15 protein-coding genes and 1 pseudogene are annotated in these 19,679 nt (G+C 60.5%); 3 read left to right on the forward strand and 13 right to left on the reverse strand.

The window, feature by feature from the left end; genetic code table 11:
* The 8 genes from E5K02_RS03950 to holA form a co-directional block, all read right to left on the reverse strand.
* Positions 1–1,146 carry an HU domain-containing protein gene (locus E5K02_RS03950; RefSeq protein WP_135392287.1) on the reverse strand — a complete coding sequence of 382 codons (1,146 nt, stop codon included), beginning with the start codon at positions 1,144–1,146 and terminating at the stop codon, positions 1–3.
* A 157-nt stretch (positions 1,147–1,303) separates the two neighbouring features.
* Positions 1,304–3,004, reverse strand: coding sequence for a TonB-dependent receptor (locus E5K02_RS03955; RefSeq protein WP_135392289.1), 1,701 nt, complete (start codon positions 3,002–3,004; stop codon positions 1,304–1,306).
* Positions 3,005–3,084: 80 nt separating this feature from the next.
* Positions 3,085–6,306 (reverse strand): tetratricopeptide repeat protein, encoded by a 3,222-nt coding sequence (locus E5K02_RS03960; RefSeq protein ID WP_135392291.1) that lies wholly within the window; start codon positions 6,304–6,306, stop codon positions 3,085–3,087.
* 193 nt (positions 6,307–6,499) lie between these two features.
* A complete protein-coding gene (locus E5K02_RS03965; RefSeq protein WP_135392293.1) occupies positions 6,500–8,233 on the reverse strand; it encodes an ATP-binding protein in 1,734 nt (577 codons plus the stop codon).
* The gene (locus E5K02_RS03970) at positions 8,220–8,558 is read right to left on the reverse strand and encodes a circadian clock KaiB family protein (protein ID WP_135392296.1); all 339 of its coding nucleotides are present in this window, start codon (positions 8,556–8,558) and stop codon (positions 8,220–8,222) included. Before E5K02_RS03970 ends, E5K02_RS03965 begins: the two co-directional genes overlap by 14 nt.
* Positions 8,559–8,891, reverse strand: a complete 333-nt coding sequence (gene kaiB / locus E5K02_RS03975; protein WP_240737143.1) for a circadian clock protein KaiB — start codon at positions 8,889–8,891, stop codon at positions 8,559–8,561.
* A 10-nt stretch (positions 8,892–8,901) separates the two neighbouring features.
* Entirely contained in the window at positions 8,902–10,647 is a 1,746-nt protein-coding gene (kaiC, locus tag E5K02_RS03980; RefSeq protein ID WP_135392298.1) for a circadian clock protein KaiC, read from the reverse strand.
* A gap of 197 nt (positions 10,648–10,844) precedes the next feature.
* Positions 10,845–11,972, reverse strand: a complete 1,128-nt coding sequence (gene holA / locus E5K02_RS03985) for a DNA polymerase III subunit delta (RefSeq protein WP_317128890.1) — start codon at positions 11,970–11,972, stop codon at positions 10,845–10,847.
* 111 nt (positions 11,973–12,083) lie between these two features.
* Between holA and tyrS the strand changes: the two genes are divergently transcribed.
* The gene (tyrS, locus tag E5K02_RS03990; RefSeq protein ID WP_135394761.1) at positions 12,084–13,379 is read left to right on the forward strand and encodes a tyrosine--tRNA ligase; all 1,296 of its coding nucleotides are present in this window, start codon (positions 12,084–12,086) and stop codon (positions 13,377–13,379) included.
* Between the two features lie 213 nt (positions 13,380–13,592).
* On the opposite strand, the pseudogene E5K02_RS26125 reads toward tyrS, so the two are convergent.
* Positions 13,593–13,763 (reverse strand): annotated as a pseudogene (locus E5K02_RS26125) (histone H1); the annotation flags it as partial.
* 246 nt (positions 13,764–14,009) lie between these two features.
* Complete coding sequence (locus tag E5K02_RS04000; RefSeq protein ID WP_135392302.1) at positions 14,010–15,254, reverse strand: aminotransferase class I/II-fold pyridoxal phosphate-dependent enzyme; 1,245 nt, start codon at positions 15,252–15,254, stop codon at positions 14,010–14,012.
* 368 nt (positions 15,255–15,622) lie between these two features.
* Here E5K02_RS04000 and accC point away from each other — a divergent pair, with 368 nt between their 5' ends.
* Together accC and E5K02_RS04010 are read left to right on the forward strand one after the other, a co-directional pair.
* Positions 15,623–17,128, forward strand: a complete 1,506-nt coding sequence (accC, locus tag E5K02_RS04005) for an acetyl-CoA carboxylase biotin carboxylase subunit (RefSeq protein ID WP_135392304.1) — start codon at positions 15,623–15,625, stop codon at positions 17,126–17,128.
* Between the two features lie 135 nt (positions 17,129–17,263).
* Positions 17,264–17,497, forward strand: coding sequence for a hypothetical protein (locus tag E5K02_RS04010; protein WP_135392306.1), 234 nt, complete (start codon positions 17,264–17,266; stop codon positions 17,495–17,497).
* A gap of 72 nt (positions 17,498–17,569) precedes the next feature.
* Here E5K02_RS04010 and E5K02_RS04015 read toward each other — a convergent pair whose 3' ends face one another.
* The 3 genes from E5K02_RS04015 to bshB1 all read right to left on the reverse strand — a co-directional run bounded on the left by E5K02_RS04015 (position 17,570) and on the right by bshB1 (position 19,589).
* A complete protein-coding gene (locus tag E5K02_RS04015; RefSeq protein ID WP_167856277.1) occupies positions 17,570–18,238 on the reverse strand; it encodes a DUF922 domain-containing protein in 669 nt (222 codons plus the stop codon).
* Between the two features lie 156 nt (positions 18,239–18,394).
* Complete coding sequence (locus tag E5K02_RS04020) at positions 18,395–18,850, reverse strand: DUF4265 domain-containing protein (protein WP_135392310.1); 456 nt, start codon at positions 18,848–18,850, stop codon at positions 18,395–18,397.
* Between the two features lie 19 nt (positions 18,851–18,869).
* Positions 18,870–19,589 carry a bacillithiol biosynthesis deacetylase BshB1 gene (gene bshB1 / locus E5K02_RS04025; RefSeq protein WP_135392312.1) on the reverse strand — a complete coding sequence of 240 codons (720 nt, stop codon included), beginning with the start codon at positions 19,587–19,589 and terminating at the stop codon, positions 18,870–18,872.
* Positions 19,590–19,679: the final 90 nt, after the last annotated feature.

The following is a 19,679-nucleotide window of genomic DNA, read 5'->3' on the forward strand; positions in this document are numbered from 1 at the left end:
CTAGTAATTGAGTACCCAGAGAGAAGAGCCTAAGTGCTTGCGCAGCACGGGCAGTTGTTTTTGTGCCTCCACCTTGTTGGCATAATCCACGGCCGAGAGGCGAAACTTACGGCTGCCGGGGGCGGGCAGCACAATGCGGGCATTGCGGTGACCATGGTTTACCAACGCCAGCCGGCCTTTTTCGGCGTGGGCCAGGGTGGTGTAGGCGCCCACAATGACGTAGGAACGCCCCGTCCGGCTTTTAATTGTAGTGCTGCCGGGTGCGGCGGCCGCTACGGCGGGTTTACCGGCGGCGGGCTTGGCTACCGACACGGCCGGGGCCGGCTTGGTTGCAGCCGGGGCTTTAACCACGGGCTTCGCGGCTACCGGTTTGGCCGCCACGCGGGCTTTGGCAATGGCCGGCGCGGGCGCTATTACGGGCTCGGCGGTAGCGGGAGTTGCTTCCTCCCAGTCGTCGTGGGCCAAAGCCGCCTGCTGCCGGGCTACGGGCGGAGCCGCTTCCTGCGCGGGCGTAGTCTGCACCGTGGTTTGCTCTTGCTCCGTGGTGATGCGCCAGCTTTCGGGCAGGTAGCCCAACTGGGAGGCAAACTGATAGTTGGCCGACAAAATCAGGCCGGCAATAACCAGGGTAGCGGCAATTCGGAAGGTTTTCATCGCGCGGCGGGAACGGCTAACGGCTAAAATCGGGGCCGACGCCTGCCGGTCGCGGGCCAGCAGGGCGTCGGTGGCACGGATGGGACGCGACACCAGCTCGGGCAAGCCGTAGCTGGCCGTCAGCAAATTCTGGCTGCCGGTGTACTCAAACTCCAGGCCGCGGCCGGCGGATTGCCGGAAAATACCGATACCGGGCAACTCGGTGCGCTGGCTGGCTTCGAGCTCGGCCTGCAGGCGGCCAACGGCCTCGCGCACGAGCAGGCGGGCCTGGGCCGTGGTCAGGTTTAGGGAGCGGCTCAGCGCATCGACCAGCAGGCCATCATTGCGGGTCAGGGCCTGGTTGAACGCCACGCGCTTGGCCGGGGGCGCCAGGGTATGGCGCACGGGGTGCACCTGGGCCGGGGTATAATCGGCAATCAGGCCTCCAAACTCGGGGATGATAACGCAGTCGTGGTCCCGGAGCAAGGTGCGGATATGGTCGGAGAGCTGCATGGACGGCAAAGGTTAAGTGGAAAGGTGCGGGCCGCAGGTCAGGTATGCAAAAGACCTCCAGACCGTTTCAACGCCAACTTCGTGGCATTGCGGGCGACCTGGAGGTCTTGTGGCGTATACTAGCTGAACTGCGATACTGGCATCAACTCAATTATGTTCAAAAATCATACGTTACGCCCGCCAGTACGTTGAATCCCTTCACCGGATAGTTCAGGAAACGCTCGTACTTACGGCCCAGCAAATTGTTGCCTAGAGCAAATATGGACAGATTTTCCATAATACGGTAATCACCGCGCAAGTTGAGGTCCACGACCGTATCGGTCGGCCGCACGACTTCCCCCACGGGCCGGCCGCCGGCCAGGCGGCGCACATAGCCCGAACCGTAGCTGGAGCTGTACGTGTACAACTCAGCGCCAATCAGCAGCTTATCATACATATTATACGTACCAAAAAGCGTCGACTGGAACGCGGGCCGGTGGAAGGCTTCGGCCAGGGAGCGGGTTTTGTAGCCATTATAATCGGCCTTAACACCCACCCGCACCTGCTCGGCCGCATTGTAGAGAATTTCGCCGTGGACGTTAAGCAGCTGGGTTGCCTTGGCATCGTAGACCAAATCGAACTTGGTAGAATCCCGGCGGCTGTTGTTGTAGAAGTACAGGTTCCGGTCGTTGGCCAGCGTTACTTTGGCATTCACCGACAGGGACCGGGCCGGCGTAGAGTTGAAGCCGAAGTAGACCGTCGGGCCGCGGTGGGTGTCGGCCACGCGCTGGTTGGGCGCCAGCCAGGGGTTTTCGGTGGTCAAGTCGTACATCGTCACGCGTTGCAGCCCGCCGCCCAGGCCGGCAAAGACCACAAACTTATCTTCCGTAACGGTGTAGCCCAGGCGCACGGCCGGGTACACGTTGAACTGCTGGGCCCGCCGGATCGTGTCGCCGGTGTAGCCCAGCGTGGCCCCCACCGACAGCGCCAGCCGGTCCAGGGTGAGCTCGTAGGCCGGCGTAATCTGCACGAAGGGCCGGCTTACTTTCAGCGAGTCTTTGTGGGAAATCAACGACACGTCGCCGTTGACGGCTACCCGGCTGTTTTCACTCAGGGTATAGCCCGAGCGCAGGGCCACGTTGAAGTTGCTTTCCGAGGCCTGGTAGTTATCCTTCCAGTAGTTGAAGCCCAGGCCCAGGTCGTACTGAAAGGGCGCCTCCGTGCTCTGGTTGCGGGCGTACACCTTCACGGCCGCCCGGCTGAATACCTGCTTGATGCTGTCGGCGGGCGGGGCCACGCGGCGCACCTCGCGGTTGTAGCCGTAGAAGTTATACCGCTCCCGCCCCAGGTCGAGCTTGGCACCCAGGGTCATGGGGCCGTTGTAGGTTTCGCCGTTCAGGCCCAGGCTGGTTTGGCTCGACCCCGAGTTCTTCTTATCAATCGGCCCTTTGGCCGAGGAAATATGACTGAAGGTAAGCCCGTAGTCGGCCGTTTCCGAGCGGGTGTTATGCAGGTAGGCCTTGCCGTAGAAGGTGCCGTAATTCCCGATAGCGCCCTTCAGGTAATTGCCGGTTTGCGGAGCCAACTCTTCCTGCTGGATGGAAAGCACCCGCACCGAAGGGTTGAGGCGGTCGGCGGGCAGCTTGAAGTCCGGGTAGGTGTAGGTTACGGGCCCGGCCTGCTTGGCGGGCGGGTCAATCTTAATTTTCTCGAAGTTGCGGGTGGCTTCCGGAAGCTGGTTTACCCGCTCTTTCACAATCTCAATTTCGGCGTCTTCAATCTTGCCGCCCGTTTTGCCGGTACGCTGGGCCCAGGCCAGCGCAGGCGCGGCCGTCAGCAGAACCGCCAGCGGCAGCAGTTTAGAGGAAGGAAGGGACATAGGTTGGGGGCTTGGGTCGGCCGGAAATCTTTTCCGGCCGGCCGGATACACGTTCTGAATGGACTACCAGGCGGCTACTCCTACTCGTTGCCCCCCGCAGCGGGCGTGGCCGTCGAGTCGGCGGGCGGGGCCTGGGTTGGCTGCAGGGCGCTGCGCCCCGGCGTTTTACCTTTGGCCGGGGGCGTTTTAGCGGGCGGCGTGGGTTTGGTGGCCGGCGTTTTGGCCGGTGGGGGCGTTTTGCCGCCGCCCGTAGTTCCCGCACCCGTGCTGCCGCTCCCCGCATCGGCCGCCGACAAAGCCGCCAGGCGCTGCTTGGCTCCCTCAATGATTTCGGGCACCGGGAATTTGTTCTCGATGATGGAGTTCAGCGTGGCTTTGGCCTGGAAGGTTTCGCCCTGGGCCGCGTAGATGTCGGCAATCAGCAGAAAGCCCCGGCCCTGCCACAGCTCGTAGTTCGAGGTGTTGGTTTTGTAGGCGGCGTCGAGGGCCTCGGGGTATTTCTTCTGCTGAAACAGCACGTCGGCCAGCAGGTACTGGGCTTCGGCCCCGGTTTCATCGGTGGCCGCCGCCGCGGTGGTCAGCTCGGGCAGGGCCAGGTCGAAGTTGCTGGTTTTGTAGCTGGCTTTGCCCAAATACAGGTTGGCCGCGTTGGTGGCGTTCAGCGAGGCCCCGGCCACGCTGCGCAGCTCCTCGGCTACGCGCCGGGTGCTGGCATAGTCGGCGCTTTCGTAGTAGCTTTTCATCAGCCCGATGCCGGCGTTGGCCACTTCCCGCTTGTTCTGCGACACTTCCCGCAGGCGGGTGTAGAACTTGATGGCTTCGGGGTAGTTCTTGGCCTCAAACTCCAAATCGGCCACCCGGCCTACCGCGCGGTTCACAAACTCGCTCTTGCCCTCGGTCACCACGGCGCGCATCCGGGCCAGGCCGTCGGCTTTCTTGCCGGTCTTCAGGTAAGAATCGGCCAGGTAGTAGCGGCCGTTGGCCGCCAGGGCGCTAGTAGGGTACTGCTTCAGGTAGGACTCCAGGCGGGCAATGGCCTGGGGGTATTTCTCGGCCGAATACAAGGATTTGGCCGCTTCAAACTCCACGCTTTCGGTGGCCTTGCTTTCCGGGTTCTGGGCTTTAAACTGAGCCAGGTACTGGTCGAAATCCTCGGTTTTGCCGATGGCCGACAAGCTCTCCTGCATGCTGTAGAGCGCCGTGCTGGCGGCTTTGGTACGCGGATACTGGTCGAGCACCTGCTTGAAGTCGGCAATGGCCTTGTCGTGCTGGTTGAGGTTGGCGTAGGCCACGCCCCGCTTCTGCAGGGCCTGCGGAATCAGCGGGCTGTTGGGCCGGTTTACAATCAGCTTGGTGAAGCCGTCCACGGCGGGCTGGAAGTCGCCGGCCTCGAAGTCGAACTGGGCCTGCTGGTAGACCGCGTCGTCGGCGTAGCGCGAGGTGGGCGCGGTTTTGAGCAGGGTGCTCAGCGTCTTGGTGGCCTCGTCGCGCCGGCCCATCAGCCCCAGGGTTACGCTTTTCTGGTAGTAGGCGTAGTCTTTATCGGCGGCGTTGGCGGCAATGACCTTGTCGTAGAGCTCCAGGGCCTGCGGGTAGCTTTTGGCCACGTAGTAGGTATCGGCCACGCGCAGGGTCACGTCGTAGTAGTTCGGGTCGGTGGGCTTGGCAACCGGGTCGTTCAGATAAGCCTGAAACTGGGTGCGGGCCGGCCCGTACTGCTGGGTGTTGTAGTAGGCATAGCCCAGGCCGTAGCGGGCCTTCTGGTCGTAGTCGGTGTCGGCCGCCGAGCCGCTACGGGCGGTGCGGGCCGCGGCGGTGTAGGCCGTAATGGCTTCGGGGTACTTCTGCCCCACGCTGTAGATTTCGCCCTTGAGCACCTGCGCGGCGGCCCGCAGCGCGTCGTCCTGCGGGTATTTCAAGGACTTATCGACCAGCGGCAAGGCCTGGGTGTACTGGTTGTTATTGTACAGCGTGGCGGCCTGCAAATAAGTCACGCGCTGGTAGGTGGCGTTGAGCTTGCTGCTGCGCTCATCGAGGCCTTCCAGGTAGGCAATGGCCTGGGTGAAGTCGCTCGAATTGAGAAAACTCTCGCTCAGGATGTCGTCGGCCGCCGCCGCGTTTTTAGAGCGGGGGAAGCGCTTGTTGAAATCCTTCAGGGCCGTAATCACCTCCTGGGTGTTGCCCAGCTCGTAGTTGATCTGGGCGTATTTGAGGGTGGCGTTTTCGGTGATATTCTTGTCGAAGGTCGTTTTGCGGGCCGCATCAAACGAGTTCAGGGCCTGCTGCTTCTGGCTCGTTTGCAGGTAGCTCAGGCCCAGGTGGTAGGCCGCGTTCTGCCCCAGCGAATCGCGCTGGGCGGCCACGCCTTTCAAGCTCCCGATGGCGCCCTTGTAGTCGCCCATCTTGTAGTTGGCGTAGCCGATTTTGTACTGCACCTTGGGCTCGATCTTCTTGCGGCCGGCGGCGTACTTGTCGAAGTACTCGGCGGCCTGCTTGAAGTCCTGCTTCTGGTAGAAAGCGTCGCCCACGAGCAGCTGGATTTCATCGGCTCCCTGGGGGGGCGGCGTCTGGGCCAGGGCCTTGGTGCCGTAGTCAATCAGGCCGTCGAAGTTGCCTTCCTTGTAGTAAATCTGGCTCATAATGGCCGGCACCACGAGGCGGTAGGCATCGTTTTGCTCGGCCACGCCCAGGTCCTGGCGGGCGGCGGCGTATTCACCGGCCCGGAACGCCAGGTAGCCCGCGTAATACGAGCTGGCGTAGCGGTACTCGTGGTTGCCCTGCTTGTTGCGGTCGAAAAGCAGCTTGGCCTTGTCAAACTCTTTCTGGGAGAAGTAGCTGTAGGCCAGCTTGAATTCTGACTCGGCCCGCTGCTCGGCGCTGAGGTTATCGGCCCCGACGCGCTGCAGGTAGTCGGTGGCCTTGGCGTAGTCTTTCTTGTCGAAATAGAATTTACCCAGCTCGAAAAAGGCCTGGGCGGCCTTGGGGTGGGCCGGGTTGTTGGCCGCAAACGCCAGCACCTGCCCTTCCGCGTCGGGGTGAAACAGGTAGAGGCCGGCAATGGCCCGGTAATACTCCGCGTCGGTGGTTCGGTCGCGCAGCTCGCCGGTGCGGCGCTGGGTTTGTTCTACGTAGCGCTGGAAGGCCTGCTGGGCGGCGCCGTACTTGCCGCGGTCAAAGAGCTCGAGTCCTTCCTGAAAGTGTCGTTCGTCGGAGGCAAAAACCTGCGTTTGCTGGGCCGAAGCGGCTACGGGAGCCGCGGCGCTGAGCGAGGCGACCAGCGCAATCCGGGGAAATATCTTCATTAACGGGGCGTTACGGGAAAAAGGGCGCTGCCGGCCCGGTATTGGCCAAAAGTAGCGAAAAAAGGCAATGGGTTGCGCAGCTTCGCTATTTGACCTGTTTTGTCCCAAACGCTTCCCGGGGGGTTTTGGTATCTGCTGGCTCCCTGTCGGCCTTGCTTCCAGCTGCCCCAAGGTTGGGGAAAACCCAGCCCGCCTACCGCCGAAAATACACCCGGAACGTGGAGCCCACCCCTACTGCACTGTCCACCTCGATACGCCCGCCGGCGTTGTCCACGATTTTCTTGACCATGTAGAGCCCAATGCCGGTGCCCTCGACGTGGTCGTGCAGGCGCTGAAACATGGCAAACAGCTTGCGCCCGTCGTGGTTGAGGTTCAGTCCCAAGCCATTATCCTGCACGCTCAGCACGGCAAACTCGGGGTCGAGCCGGCTGCTGATGCGCACCCGCGGGGGGCGCTCGGGCGAGCGGTACTTCAGGGCGTTGCTGAGCAGGTTGTAGATAATGCTGCGCAGGTTTTTCTCCGAGAAGGAAATCGTCGGGCACTGCTGCACGTCCAGTTCCAGCGTCGCGTCGGCTGCTTGCATCAGGGGGGCCAGATCCAGCTCGATTTCAGTAATCAGCCGTTCTAGCTCCACCGTGGCCGCGGAGTGCCCGTGCTCCTTCTGCAGCTTGGTTACTTCAGTCAGGTGCTCGATGGTGCGCTTGAAGCGGTCCACGGAGTCCTGCATCATGGCCAGAATCAGGGGCACTTGCTTCAGCTCACTACTTTGCCGCTGCTCGCGAAGCTCGGTCTGCAGGGCATACAGCAGGCCTTCGATATTGCTGATGGGGGCCTTCAGGTCGTGGCTGGCTGTGTAGATAAAATTATCCAGGTCCACGTTGGCCCGCAGCAGCTGCTCATTGTTTTCGCGCAGCTCCCCCTGGGCCTGGTCGATGCGCTCCAGGGCCAGCTTGTGCTCGTGAATATCGGTGAAAGTGCCCACCCACTGCACAATATCGCCCTGCTCGTTGCGCGAAGGCAGGGCCCGGCCCAGCAGCCAGCGGTAGTCCCCGGCCTGGGTCCGGAAGCGGTATTCGAGGTCAAACGGCTCCCCGGTTTGCAGGCTCTGGGCCCAGCGGGCAGTGCTGGCTTCGGCATCGGGCGGAAACATATACTCCTGCCACTGACTGTGCAGGGGCTGGTGGCTGTTGGCCCCGGTAAAGTCGAACCAGCGGTGGTTGAGGTAGGTGGTAATGCCGTGGGCATCGGTCGTCCAGGCAATCTGGGGGATGCCCTCCAGCATGCGGCTGGCTTCGGCCGCGGCCTGCTCAATGGCCTGGCGGGCGGCCTGCTGGCGCACGAGCTCCTCGTTTTTGCGGGCAATAACGGCGTTCTGCTCGGCTACCCGGGCCTGAATCACCTTGATTTCTTCCTGGGCCGACAGGTCGGTGGCAATGACGGCCAGGACCGGGGTTTCGTGAAACGTCAGCACGTTCATCGACAACGACAAGGGCCGCAGCGAACCATCCTGGGCCCGGAGCGGCAGTTCGCCTTTGCCTTTCCCGGCCTGCCAGCTGTTGCGCAACAGCAGCAGCCAGTACCCGTGAAAGTCCAGGGGAATGAAGGTGTCGAACCGCCCGCCGATAACTTCCTCCAGGGCCCGGCCCAGCCAACTGGCCAGGCAGGCGTTGCCGTAGAGAATGGTGCCGTCCTCGCTGAGCAGCATCGCGCCTTCGTTCATCTGCTCAATCAGGGTGCGGTAGCCGTGGTCGGCGCCTTCCAGGGTGAAAATGCGCGGCCCCTCGGCACTCTGAATCGCCAGCGCATCAACGGCGCCGGTGCGCACGGCTTCGATCAGCTCCTCGGCTTCTTCGAGGCGGTAGCGCAGCTCCTCGTTTTCCCGGGCCAGCTCGGCCGCACTTTTTCCCGGCACCTCACGCTCCCTCATGACCGGTACTCGAATCGGCTAGCGGGGAGATAATACCCAGGGCCTTGAGCACCCGCTCGCGGTCCGACAAGTCGCCCACGAGGCGGCGCACCAGGCCCGGGCTCCGCTTGATCAGCGTCGGGGCCCCAATCAGCTGTTCGCGCTGGGCGAGTTCGGGCTGCTGGTAGATATCCATGATGAGCAACTCGTAGCGTCCTTTCAGGTACTGCTCACAAATGTCTTTGATGTTGCGCACGGCCCGGGTCGAGTTGGGCGTGGCGCCCGTGATGTACAGGTGCAGCACATATTCGGCTCCGGCCGGCTCCGACCGTTCTTCTGCTTCCATTTACTGCGGGCCTTTGCTGCCCCGGGGGCGAATATCGAGTCCGACCAGCACGCGCTCCTCGTTGGATAAGTCGCCGATGATCTTGCGAATCGGCTCGGGCACTTTGCGCACCAGCGTCGGAATGGCCAGAATCTGGTCACCTTCGGCCAGTTGCGGATCTTTGAGCAGGTCAATTACTTCCAGCGCGTAGCGTCCTTTCAGATACTGCTCGCAGTACTTCTTCAGGTTGGCCAGGGCCGTTACTGATTTGGGGGTTTGGCCGGCCACATACAGGCGCAGCTCCCAGTATTCCTCGTCCATAAATGGGGCCGGATGGGCAGGTGTGGGTTCCATTACGGACAGGTTAGTTTTGTTGGGACTCGTTCGGCCGCTGCAGCGGCAGCGGCTGGGTGAACTGGGCCTTGCCTTCGGTCAGGGCCTGTTGCCGGGCCATTTCTTCGTGGTTGATTTGGCGCAGCTCCTCCTCCACCGATTCAAATTCCGTGCGCAGGTTGCCGATGGTGGCCTCGAGCACGCGGCGGCGGCGCTCCAGCTCCCGGTCTTTGCGCTCCAGCTCCTGCTGGGCGGCCATTAGCTGGGCCTGCTCCTGCAGCTGCTGGGTGAGGCGGCCGGCGCCGGTAACGATACCACCCGGACCAATGACCACGTCGAGCAGGTGAATGCCCTGTTCCGTGACCAGGAACTCGCGCACCTTGTTGGAATGGCTCATCCCGCGCGACTTCAGGATGCTGATGCCGCGGTTTCGCTCACCAATGCCTTCCAGGTCGCGCACGCTGATCCAGGTATCGACCAGCGACGAGACACCTTCCTCGGTCATCTCCTGCTGGATGTTACGCCCGCTGATCAGGGACGTAAACAGGGCCGTAATGTTGTTGACTTTCAAGAAGTCGATGAGGCGGATGAGCATGCTTTTTACCTCGCTCAGGTTGCCCACCGAAATCAGGTTGCTGATCGGGTCGATGACCACAGCGTCGGGCCGGAACTCCCGGATCAGCTTGTGAATGCTGACGAGGTGGCGCTCCAGACCGTTGAGTGTGGGCCGGGTGGCCTCTATCAGCAGCTGCCCATTTTCCAGGTAAGGCGCTAGGTTGATGCTCACCGACTGCATGTTGCGCACCAGCTGCTGCGGCGACTCCTCGAAGGCCAGGAAGAGGCAGCGGCCGTGGGTGCGGCAGATTTCGGCGGCAAACGTAGCGGCCAGGGTGGTTTTGGCCGTACCGGCCGTGCCGGTGATGAGCACGCTGCTGCCTTTGTAAAAGCCCCGCCGACCGAACATCTCGTCCAGGGCCGGAATGCCGGACGACACAATCGTGTCCGACACCTCGTGGTTGAGCTGCAGGGAAGTGACGGGCAGTACCGAAATGCCCGATTCCATAATCAGGTACGGGTATTCGTTGGTGCCGTGGGTGCTGCCCCGGTACTTGACGATGCGCAGGCGCCGGGTCGTAATCTGGTCTATCACGCGGTTGTCGAGCAGAATCACGCAGTCCGACACGTATTCTTCCAAGCCCTGGCGCGTGAGCGTGCCCTCGCCCCGCTCGGCGGTAATAACGGTCGTAACGCCCTTGTCCTTGAGCCAGCGAAACAGGCGGCGGATTTCGGAGCGCAGCACGCCCTCGTTGGGAAAGCCCGAAAACAGGGCCTCAATGGTATCGAGCACCACGCGCTTGGCCCCGATGGAGTCGATGGCGTGGCCCAGACGGATAAACAGGCCTTCCAAGTCGTACTCGCCGGTTTCCTCAATCTCGGAGCGGTCCACGTGAACCTGGTCGATGCGCAGCTTTTTCTCGGCCTGCAGCTGGGGCAAATCAAAGCCCAGGGAGGTAACGTTGGCGGCCAGCTCGGCCGCCGATTCCTCAAAGGTCATCAGCACCCCGGGCTCGTTGTAGTCCTGAATGCCGCGCACCAGAAACTCGATTCCCATCAGGGTTTTGCCACAGCCAGCACTGCCACAGATCAGGGTGGGGCGCCCCAGGGGCAGCCCGCCCTCCGTTATTTCGTCCAGGCCTTCGATGCCCGAGGGGGCTTTGGGTAGCTTGGGCAAGGCCGAAGGCCGGCTGGCGGTAGGAGAAGAGGTATTGTCTAGCATGCAGCAAAGTTTTCAGCACGGAAATGCTCGGCCCAAGGTACGGCTTTCCGGCCGCTTACAGGCTGGGGGACCGGTAATATCGAGCTTCACGCCCACACTTCAGGTATAGCAGCTTTGGGCTCCAGCGAGCAACTGGCTCGTCGTCAAAGCCATGCCCCACCTGGTACGCCCGACCGAAGCTCCGCGTTGCCTTGGGTTTAGCGGCCCGTCACGGCGCTGAGCGGCACGGGGTGCAGAATCAGGAACACCAGCTCCCGCAGAATCTCCCCGTCGCTCATCGAGCCGCTTTCCACCCCTTTGCTTTGCAGGTCAGCCCGGCGCAGCAGGTGGATAATGTCGCGGGTGCGGCCAAAATCGTACACGCGCAGGGCCTGGCTGTACTCCTTCTGGGCAAACGAATTCATGATGCCCAGCTTTTTAAAATCGGCATCGGAGGGGTTACCGCGCTGGTGCAGCACCAGCAGCTTGGTAAAGAAGCCAAAGAGCAGGGTCAGGTTCGGAATCAGCGGGTTGGCCTTGGGGTTGGCCTCGAAGTAAAGCAGGATGCGGTTGGCCTTGAGCACGTCGCGCTGCACCAGGGCCTTCTGCAGCTCGAAGATGTTGTAGTCCTTGCTGATGCCAACCAGGCGCTGCACCAGGTCTTCATCAATGCTGTGCCCGGGCAGCACGTTGAGCAGCAGCTTGTCGATTTCGTTGGTCAGCCGCCCCAGGTCGGTGCCGATGTATTCGGCCAGCATGGCCGTGGCCTGCCCGCTGATCTGCTGCTTTTTGGAGCGGACGTAGCTGGTAATCCAGGCGGGCACCTGGTTGTCGTAAATTTTCTTGCTGGTCATCACCACCGCCTTTTCGGCCAGCAGCTTGCCCAGCTTCTTGCGGGCGTCCAGGGTTTTGTGCTTGTAGCAAAAGACCAGCACGGTGGTCGTGAGCGGGTTTTTCAGGTAGGCTTCCAGAAACGGAAACGTCTTTTCCGACTCCAGGTCGGCCACGGCCTGGGCTTCCTTCACGATGACGACCGAGCGTTCGGCCATCATCGGGAAGCGCCGGGCCTGGCCCAGAATGGTAGCCACGTCGGTATCCTTGCCGTAGAGCACCACCTGGTTGAAGCCCCGGTCGGGCTCGGGCAGCACGTGTTTTTCCAGAATGTCGGCAATATGGTCTACGTAGTAGGGCTCCTCGCCTTGCAGGAAGTACACGGGGGCATAGTGCCGCTGACGCAGCTGCTGCAGAATTTCGTCGGCCGAGAGGTTGGGCACGGATGGGGAGCTGGTGAACGGGTGAACGGGGGAGTTGACCACGGTAGTGGCCCCCTCTTTTTCTCCGCGCAAATGTACCACCGTACTTTTACCTTTGCAGCCTTACCTCTGGTGAGACGGCCGGATGAGCAAGCTCATTCGCCCAACAACCTCACCAGCTCACCATTTCACACTTTCACCATTTTGGACCTACTAGAAGAGCTCCGCTGGCGCGGGATGTTTCACGACATGATGCCGGGCACGGATGAGCATTTGCGCCTGAACGCGCCCATCACCGGCTACATCGGCTTCGACCCCACGGCTTCGTCGCTGCACATCGGCAACCTGGCCACCATCATGCTGCTGGTGCATTTGCAGCGCGCCGGCCACCGCCCGCTGGCGTTAGTCGGCGGCGCTACCGGCATGATAGGCGACCCATCGGGCAAGTCGGCCGAGCGGAATTTACTCGACGAAGAAGCCCTGCGCCGCAACCAGGCCGGTATTAAAGCCCAGCTGGAGAAGTTTCTGGACTTCTCCGAAGGCCCCACCGGCGCCAGGATGGTCAACAACTACGACTGGTTCAAAGAGTTTGGCTTTTTGCAGTTCCTGCGCGAAGTAGGCAAGCACCTGACGGTGAACTATATGATGGCCAAGGATTCGGTCAAGCGCCGCATCAGCGGCAACGAGGACTCCGGGGCCGAAGGCATCAGCTATACCGAATTCAGCTACCAGCTGCTGCAGGGCTACGACTTCTTTCACCTGTATAAAGAACTGGGCTGCACCCTGCAAATGGGCGCCTCCGACCAGTGGGGCAACATCACCACCGGCACGGAGCTGATCCGGCGCATGTCGGGTGGCGAGGGCAAAGCCTATGCCCTGACTGGGCAGCTTATCACCAAGGCCGATGGTACCAAATACGGCAAGAGCGAAACCGGCACCGTGTGGCTCGACCCCACGCTGACTTCGCCCTACCAGTTCTACCAGTTTTTCCTGAACGCCGCCGACGCCGACGTACCCCGTCTGATTCGGGTATTTACGCTGCTCCCGCAGGCGGAAATCGAGGCTCTGGAAGCCGAACACGCCCAAGCCCCCCACCTGCGCGTGCTGCAGAAGGCCCTGGCCAAGGACGTCACCATCCGGGTGCATTCCGAGCAAGCCTTCGAGGCAGCACTGGCCGCCTCGCAGGTGCTGTTCGGCGGGGGCGATTTGGCCACGCTCGACGAGGCCACCCTGCTCGACGTGTTTGCCGGCGTACCGCACGTGGAAATCAGCCGCAGCGAAATGGCCGACCTCGACGCGCTGACCCTGCTAAGCACGGCTACCAACGGCGTGATTTTCGCCAGCAAGGGCGAGGCCCGCAAAATGGTCCAGAACAACGGCGTGAAGCTCAACCGCCAGAAAGTAGCTCTCGACCAGTCGGCCACGGCCGTAGCCCCGCTGCTGGATAAATACCTGGTCGCGCAAAAAGGCAAAAGCTACTTCCTGCTTAAGCTGGTGTAGCTACCCCTGCTCCGGCCCGACCCCCCTTTAAGCAAAAAGGCCCCGCCAGACTGGCGGGGCCTTTTTGTTGGCAGCGGAGCCGGCCACCAGGACCGGTTCCGCCGTCACAAGCAAAGACTACTTCTTCTTGGCAGGAGCAGCTTTCTTGGCAGCCGGAGCGGCGGCTTTCTTGGCCGGAGCAGCTTTGGCAGCACCAGCAGCGTCGCCAGCGGCGCTGTTCTTGGTGTTCTGTACTTCCGTACGGATGGTCTGAGCCAGGTTCTTCAGCTCCTGCATCCCCTTGCGTACACGGGTACCGGCAGCCGAGTTCTGCTTGTCATAGAACTTTTCGAAGTCCGATTCCAGGGAGAGTACGAGGTCTTTCAGTTGGCTATAATTGCTCATGAGAAAAAGGTTGATTGGTGTGGGTTTAAGTTTTTGAACGGGCCTAATATACAGGGATTTCAAATACAAGCAATAGTTCTAATTTTTTTTCAAAACTGCCCTAGCAGCTTACAGAGCTAGGTTTTGATAAAATGAAACCCCATTTCCAGAATATATACTTCTAGTAATATACATGGAATAACACAAAAAACGGGGGGCGCATCCCATCCGGAATACGCCCCCCGCAAGCTCAACCAAGCGCGTGGCTTAATTGGCCAAAACCGGTGAAGTTTTGGAATAAAGTCCCTTATCCAGCTTTTCAGCCACGGCTTCAAAGGCTTTAATTGTCTGTTCCACGTCGCTGAGCGAATGGACCGCCGTCGGAATCAGGCGGAGCATAATAACGCCCTTGGGAACGACCGGATACACCACGATAGAGCAGAAAATACCGTAATTCTCGCGCAAATCGAAGGTTATCTGCGTCGCGTCGGGGATTTGACCGTTCAAGAACACCGGGGTTACCGGCGAGGAGGTAGTACCGATGTTGAAGCCTTTTTCGCGCAATCCGCTCTGCAAGGCCCGTACAATCGTCCAGAGGTTGTCCTTCAGCTCGGGGCGGGTGCGCAGCAGCTCCAAACGCTTCAAAGCGCCCACTACAAGCGGCATGGGCAAGGATTTGGCGAAAATCTGGCTCCGCATGTTGTAGCGCAAATATTCAATTACGCTTTCGGGTCCGGCGACGAAAGCACCGATGCTGGCCATGCTCTTGGCGAAGGTCGAAAAATAAAGGTCGATACCGTCCTGTACGCCCTGTTCTTCGCCCGTTCCGGCGCCGGTGGCGCCCATGGTGCCGAAGCCGTGGGCATCGTCGATGAACAACCGGAACTCGTATTTTTCCTTCAGGGCCACCACACCTTTGAGGTTGCCCTGGTTGCCCGACATGCCGAATACGCCCTCGGTAATCACCAGAATGCCGCCGCCGGTTTCGTCAGTGATGCGCTTGGCGCGCTGCAGCTGTTTCTCCAGGCTCTCCATGTCGTTGTGGGTATACACGAAGCGCTTGCCGGCGTGCAGACGAACCCCGTCGATGATGCAGGCGTGCGACTCGGCGTCGTACACAATCACGTCGTGGCGGCCCACCATGGCGTCGATAATCGATACCACGCCCTGGTAGCCGAAGTTGAGCAGCATGCAGTCGGGCTTCTGCACGAAGTCGGCCAGCTCACTTTCCAGCTGCTCGTGCAGGTTCGAGTTGCCCGACATCATCCGCGCGCCCATGGGCAGGGCCATGCCGTACTGGGCGGCCCCGTCGGCGTCGGCCTTGCGGACTTCGGGGTGGTTGGCTAGGCCCAGGTAGTTATTTAAGCTCCAGGTAAGAACCTCTTTGCCGCGAAAAATCATACGGGGCTCGATTTCGCCTTCCAGCTTGGGGAAAGTGAAGTAGCCGTGGGCGTAGTGCGAATGGCTGCCCAGTGGGCCGCGGTTCGCGGCAATCTTTTCGAAAAGATCCACGAGGGAATGGGTTAAATGTGAAAAGGAAACAGATGGTTGGCTGGGGGTTCAACCATCCGATAAAGTACAAAGTTATGGCAATCTGCAAAAGTAACCCCTGCGCGCGAGGCTTCCAACTCCACGAAAAATAGCCTGCCCGTTTTACGGAGTAGGCAGAATGGCGTTTCTTTGGGTGGAAATTGATTTTTGACGGTCCTTCGAGCGTGTCTTTGTCCGAACCTCAGTCCGAGCGAAACCGAGGAATCTCGCGTGCACTCGTCAGCAGATGACCTGGCCCGGCCCGCCCGCGGGATGTTTCACGTTGTTCGACCCGACGTTCTTTTCCCTTTTTCCTTCCCCTCTACGCCTTCCTCTTCCCCTCCCACCGCATGAAAGAAATCAAGAAGCTGCTGGTCGCCAATCGCGGCGAAATTGCCCTGCGCGTACTGCGCTCGGCCAAGGAAATGGGCTTGCAGACCGTGGCTATTTATAGTGAAGCCGACCGCAACGCCCTGCACGTACGCTACGCCGACGAGGCCGTGTGCGTCGGGGGCCCGCAGTCGTCGGAAAGCTACCTGCGCGGCGACGCTATTCTGGAAGTGTGCCGCCGCCTCGGGGTCGATGCTATTCACCCCGGCTACGGCTTTTTGTCGGAAAACGCGGAGTTTGCCCGCATGGTGACGGAGGCCGGGCTGATTTTCGTGGGCCCTTCGCCCGAGGCCATGAACATCATGGGCGACAAGCTCTCGGCCAAGCAGGCCGTCAAGGCTTACAACATTCCGCTCGTGCCCGGCACCGACGAGGCTATCAGCGACGTGGAGGAAGCCAAGCGCATTGCCGCCGAAGTGGGCTTTCCCATCCTGATTAAGGCCTCGGCCGGGGGCGGCGGCAAGGGCATGCGCATCGTGAACAACGCCGCCGAGTTTGAGGAGCAGATGCAGCTGGCCATCAACGAGGCCACCTCGGCCTTTGGCGACGGCTCGGTGTTTATCGAGAAGTTCGTGACCGGCCCGCGCCACATTGAAATCCAGGTACTGGGCGACGAGCACGGCAACATCGTGCACCTCTTTGAGCGCGAATGTTCGATTCAGCGCCGCCACCAGAAGGTAATTGAGGAAGCGCCTTCCTCGGTGCTCACGCCCGAGCTGCGGGCCGAAATGGGCCGCTGCGCCGTCGACGTGGCCCGGGCCTGCAACTACACCGGGGCCGGCACCGTGGAGTTCCTGCTCGACGATCAGCGCAACTTCTACTTCCTGGAGATGAACACCCGCCTGCAGGTGGAGCACCCCGTCACGGAACAGATTACCGGCCTCGATTTGGTCAAAGAGCAAATCCGGGTGGCCCAGGGCCTGCCCCTGCCCTTTACCCAGGACGAGCTGACCATCACCGGCCACGCCCTGGAGCTGCGCGTGTACGCCGAAGACCCGCAGAACAACTTCCTGCCCGACATCGGGACGCTGACCACCTACGTGCGCCCCCAGGGCCCGGGCGTGCGGGTGGATGATGGCTTCGAGCAGGGCATGGACATCCCGATTTACTACGACCCGATGATTGCCAAGCTCGTCACCTTCGGCAAGGACCGCACCGAGGCCATCGAGCGGATGCTGCGCGCCATCGACGAGTACCAGATTACCGGCATCCAGACCACCCTGCCCTTCGGCAGCTACGTGCTCCGCCACCCGGCCTTCGTCAGCGGCAACTTCGACACGAACTTCGTGCGCGACCATTTCACCCCCGCCGACCTCGACGCCGCGCCCAACGATACCACCGCCAAGCTCGCCGCCGTGCTCACGGCCATGCTCATGACGGAGAAAAAGGCCCCCGCCGCGGCTACTGATGCACCGGCTTCCGCCCAGGGCTCCGGCTGGAAGCGCAACCGACTGGGTGTGCGGTAGGAAAGGTTGGTTTTGCTAGATTTGAAAAGCCCGGCCGCTTGGCCGGGCTTTTTCATTTAGACTTTGAGTTACTCTAGGGCAAGATGAAATACCTGTTAAGCGCACTTGTAGTATTGGCGACAACCTCTTGTTCAAATGATAAAACCAGCAATACTGTACGCCAGCCTGTGGGCCGATCTTACCGAATACACGCTGGAATTAGAAATGCTGAGAGTGGATATTGCAACTTTCTACTCCCGTGCTTCCAGAGTAATGCTCAGTAAAAAGGAGTTGGATAAGATAATGCGGGTGGAGCATTTTTGGCAAAACCCGATTCTAACAACTATTACCCTAGAGGAATTTATTCCTCCTTTCCTGGCGCAGCCGTAACTCGTGCCTGCCCACGATGTGGCAGTTGAACTTCGAACCGGCAGCACTAGCCGTTCTGGCGGGTAGACCTGGCTAGTGGCAGTCATCCGCGGTAGAGCGAAACTCCTGGAGCGCCTCTAGTTCATGCTGTACCCTCCGCTGCCACTGCTGCTGGGCCTGGGGTAGCAGGCCGTGGTTGGATTCGGCGTCGTAGAGGTCGTCCAGGGCGCGTCGGTCCTGGAGCAGGCACTTGATTTCTTCTTTAAACAGAGCGTGCTCCAGTCCGGCCCGGAGCGGGTCGGCGGGCTGCCTGCTTCTGGCGGCCTGATAGGTGGCGTGCCGCTGGCGGATGCGGCGCGCAGTCAGCTCGGCGATGTCGAAGTGCAGCTGTTCGTGGGCCAGCAGCTGGTCGGGGTTGCGCACGACGCTGGTCCAGCTGCCGTCGGTCTGGCCCTGGTCAAACCAGGACTTGTCCTTGATAAAGCGCACCGTGACGTTGAAGCGAACCTGCTGCTCGGCCGTGGTAAAGGACCAGACCCGCACTTCCGCATGCGTAGCCGCCAGCAGCGGCCCCGGCCCGGCTTCCGGCGCGGCGGTAAAGTCGCGCTGCTTGAGGCGCACATTTTCCTGCCAGCAGACACTGTTGGCCGGAGTTTGCCCTAGAGCCGGATGTGCGAAAACGGCGCAACAAACAAGCAGGCTTTTTCCTACTACGCCCCATAAACGGCGCACGCTAGAGCCAAAGGGCCACGGAATCTTCATACCAGCGTTACAGGAGGTTGGCATATTTGGTAATGATGCCCCAACACTTCTGCTGCCTGATTTCGTTCGGCCCTAAGCTATAGGACAGGGCTACTGCTTGCCACTTAAAACAACAGCCGCCCCGAGCGGATCGGGGCGGCTATTTTGACTTGTGGGCTACTTCCAACCTAGGCAAGCCTCTTCATAATCCCAAGAACGAGAACGAGCTCCATCGTCTAGAAAAGCCTTTATTGTTTTGTACTGAACACTAGGTGCAATATCAAAAGCAACGAGTTCAGACTCTTGGTATCTGAAGGCTCTGCTACCATAGTCTTGCATTAATTGAATTGTGCTTTCAATTATATCCCGGTTCCAAAAGACTAGCCTAATAACGCTATGACCCGATTTTGCGATTATATCTTCGAAATAATGTATTCCATCTTCAGTCTCCACGGAGATTACATCACCCAAGGCTAGGTGCTTCGCAAAAAAAGGGATAGAAATTAGTCTATAGCCATCCTCAACATATTCTGCATCCACTGTTTCAATTCTATATTCCTGATCTATTTCTTCTAAATAAACCAAGGATATAGTGTGAATACCTTCTTTACTACAATCAGAAAACAAGTTCATAATAACTGAGAGGATACCCTTAAATCAGGGCCGTAATGTCGCGCACGCCCACGGGCCGCTCCCGGGTGAAGCCTTCCCCAAACTCGACGCCGATAATATGGCCGAACTCCCGGGCCCGGGCTTCCATAAACTGGCTGAAGACCGGCGTGGACAGGTACGTGACGGGCTCGGTGCTGTTGGGGTCGAAGAACTGGGTTTTATACGCCTGAATGGAGGCCCACTTGCCGGGCCAGAACTCAGAAATGTCGACCACGAAATCGGGGGCAATCTGCCGGTCCTGGATGTAGTGGTACACGGTGCGGGGCCGCCAGGGCTGCTGGGGCTGGCCGTCGGGGCCGAAGGTCTCAATCATGCGCAGGCCGCTCAGAAAGCAGGCTTCCGAAGCCAAACTGGCCCCGCGGCCGTGGTCGGGGTGCCGGTCGTGGATAGCGTTGCAGAGCACCACGTCGGGCTGGTAGCGGCGCAGGGCCGCAATCAGGGGCAGCTGGTGCTCCCGGTCGTTGCGGAAGAACCCGTCGGGCAGGCCCAGATTTTCGCGCACGCTCAGGCCCAGAATGCGGCTGGCCGCTTCGGCTTCGGCGGCCCGGGTGGCGGGCGTGCCGCGGGTGCCCAGCTCGCCCCGGGTAAAGTCCACGATACCGATTTTCTTACCCAGGGCCGCGGCCGCCAGTAAGGTGCCGGCGGCCGACATTTCTACATCATCGGGGTGGGCGCCGAAAGCCAGGATATCGAGTTTCATGGGTGGTGGGGAGTGGGATGAGTGTAAAAAAGAACTGTCATCCTGAGCCTTTGCGCAGGACCTTATCAAGGAAGAACGAGTCGTTGCTAC

Source organism: Hymenobacter metallicola (genome assembly GCF_004745645.1).
Taxonomy (GTDB): Bacteria; Bacteroidota; Bacteroidia; order Cytophagales; family Hymenobacteraceae; genus Hymenobacter; species Hymenobacter metallicola.

Bases quoted from the DNA above. Each gene is read 5' to 3' on its own strand.
- E5K02_RS03960 (WP_135392291.1), bottom strand. From the start codon at position 6,306: ATGAAGATATTTCCCCGGATTGCGCTGGTCGCCTCGCTCAGCGCCGCG.
- E5K02_RS04015 (WP_167856277.1), bottom strand. From the start codon at position 18,238: ATGAAGATTCCGTGGCCCTTTGGCTCTAGCGTGCGCCGTTTATGGGGC.
- E5K02_RS03955 (WP_135392289.1), bottom strand. From the start codon at position 3,004: ATGTCCCTTCCTTCCTCTAAACTGCTGCCGCTGGCGGTTCTGCTGACG.
- E5K02_RS03970 (WP_135392296.1), bottom strand. From the start codon at position 8,558: ATGGAAGCAGAAGAACGGTCGGAGCCGGCCGGAGCCGAATATGTGCTG.
- kaiB (WP_240737143.1), bottom strand. From the start codon at position 8,891: ATGGAACCCACACCTGCCCATCCGGCCCCATTTATGGACGAGGAATAC.
- bshB1 (WP_135392312.1), bottom strand. From the start codon at position 19,589: ATGAAACTCGATATCCTGGCTTTCGGCGCCCACCCCGATGATGTAGAA.
- accC (WP_135392304.1), top strand. From the start codon at position 15,623: ATGAAAGAAATCAAGAAGCTGCTGGTCGCCAATCGCGGCGAAATTGCC.
- E5K02_RS04020 (WP_135392310.1), bottom strand. From the start codon at position 18,850: ATGAACTTGTTTTCTGATTGTAGTAAAGAAGGTATTCACACTATATCC.
- kaiC (WP_135392298.1), bottom strand. From the start codon at position 10,647: ATGCTAGACAATACCTCTTCTCCTACCGCCAGCCGGCCTTCGGCCTTG.
- E5K02_RS03950 (WP_135392287.1), bottom strand. From the start codon at position 1,146: ATGCAGCTCTCCGACCATATCCGCACCTTGCTCCGGGACCACGACTGC.
- E5K02_RS04010 (WP_135392306.1), top strand. From the start codon at position 17,264: ATGATAAAACCAGCAATACTGTACGCCAGCCTGTGGGCCGATCTTACC.
- E5K02_RS03965 (WP_135392293.1), bottom strand. From the start codon at position 8,233: ATGAGGGAGCGTGAGGTGCCGGGAAAAAGTGCGGCCGAGCTGGCCCGG.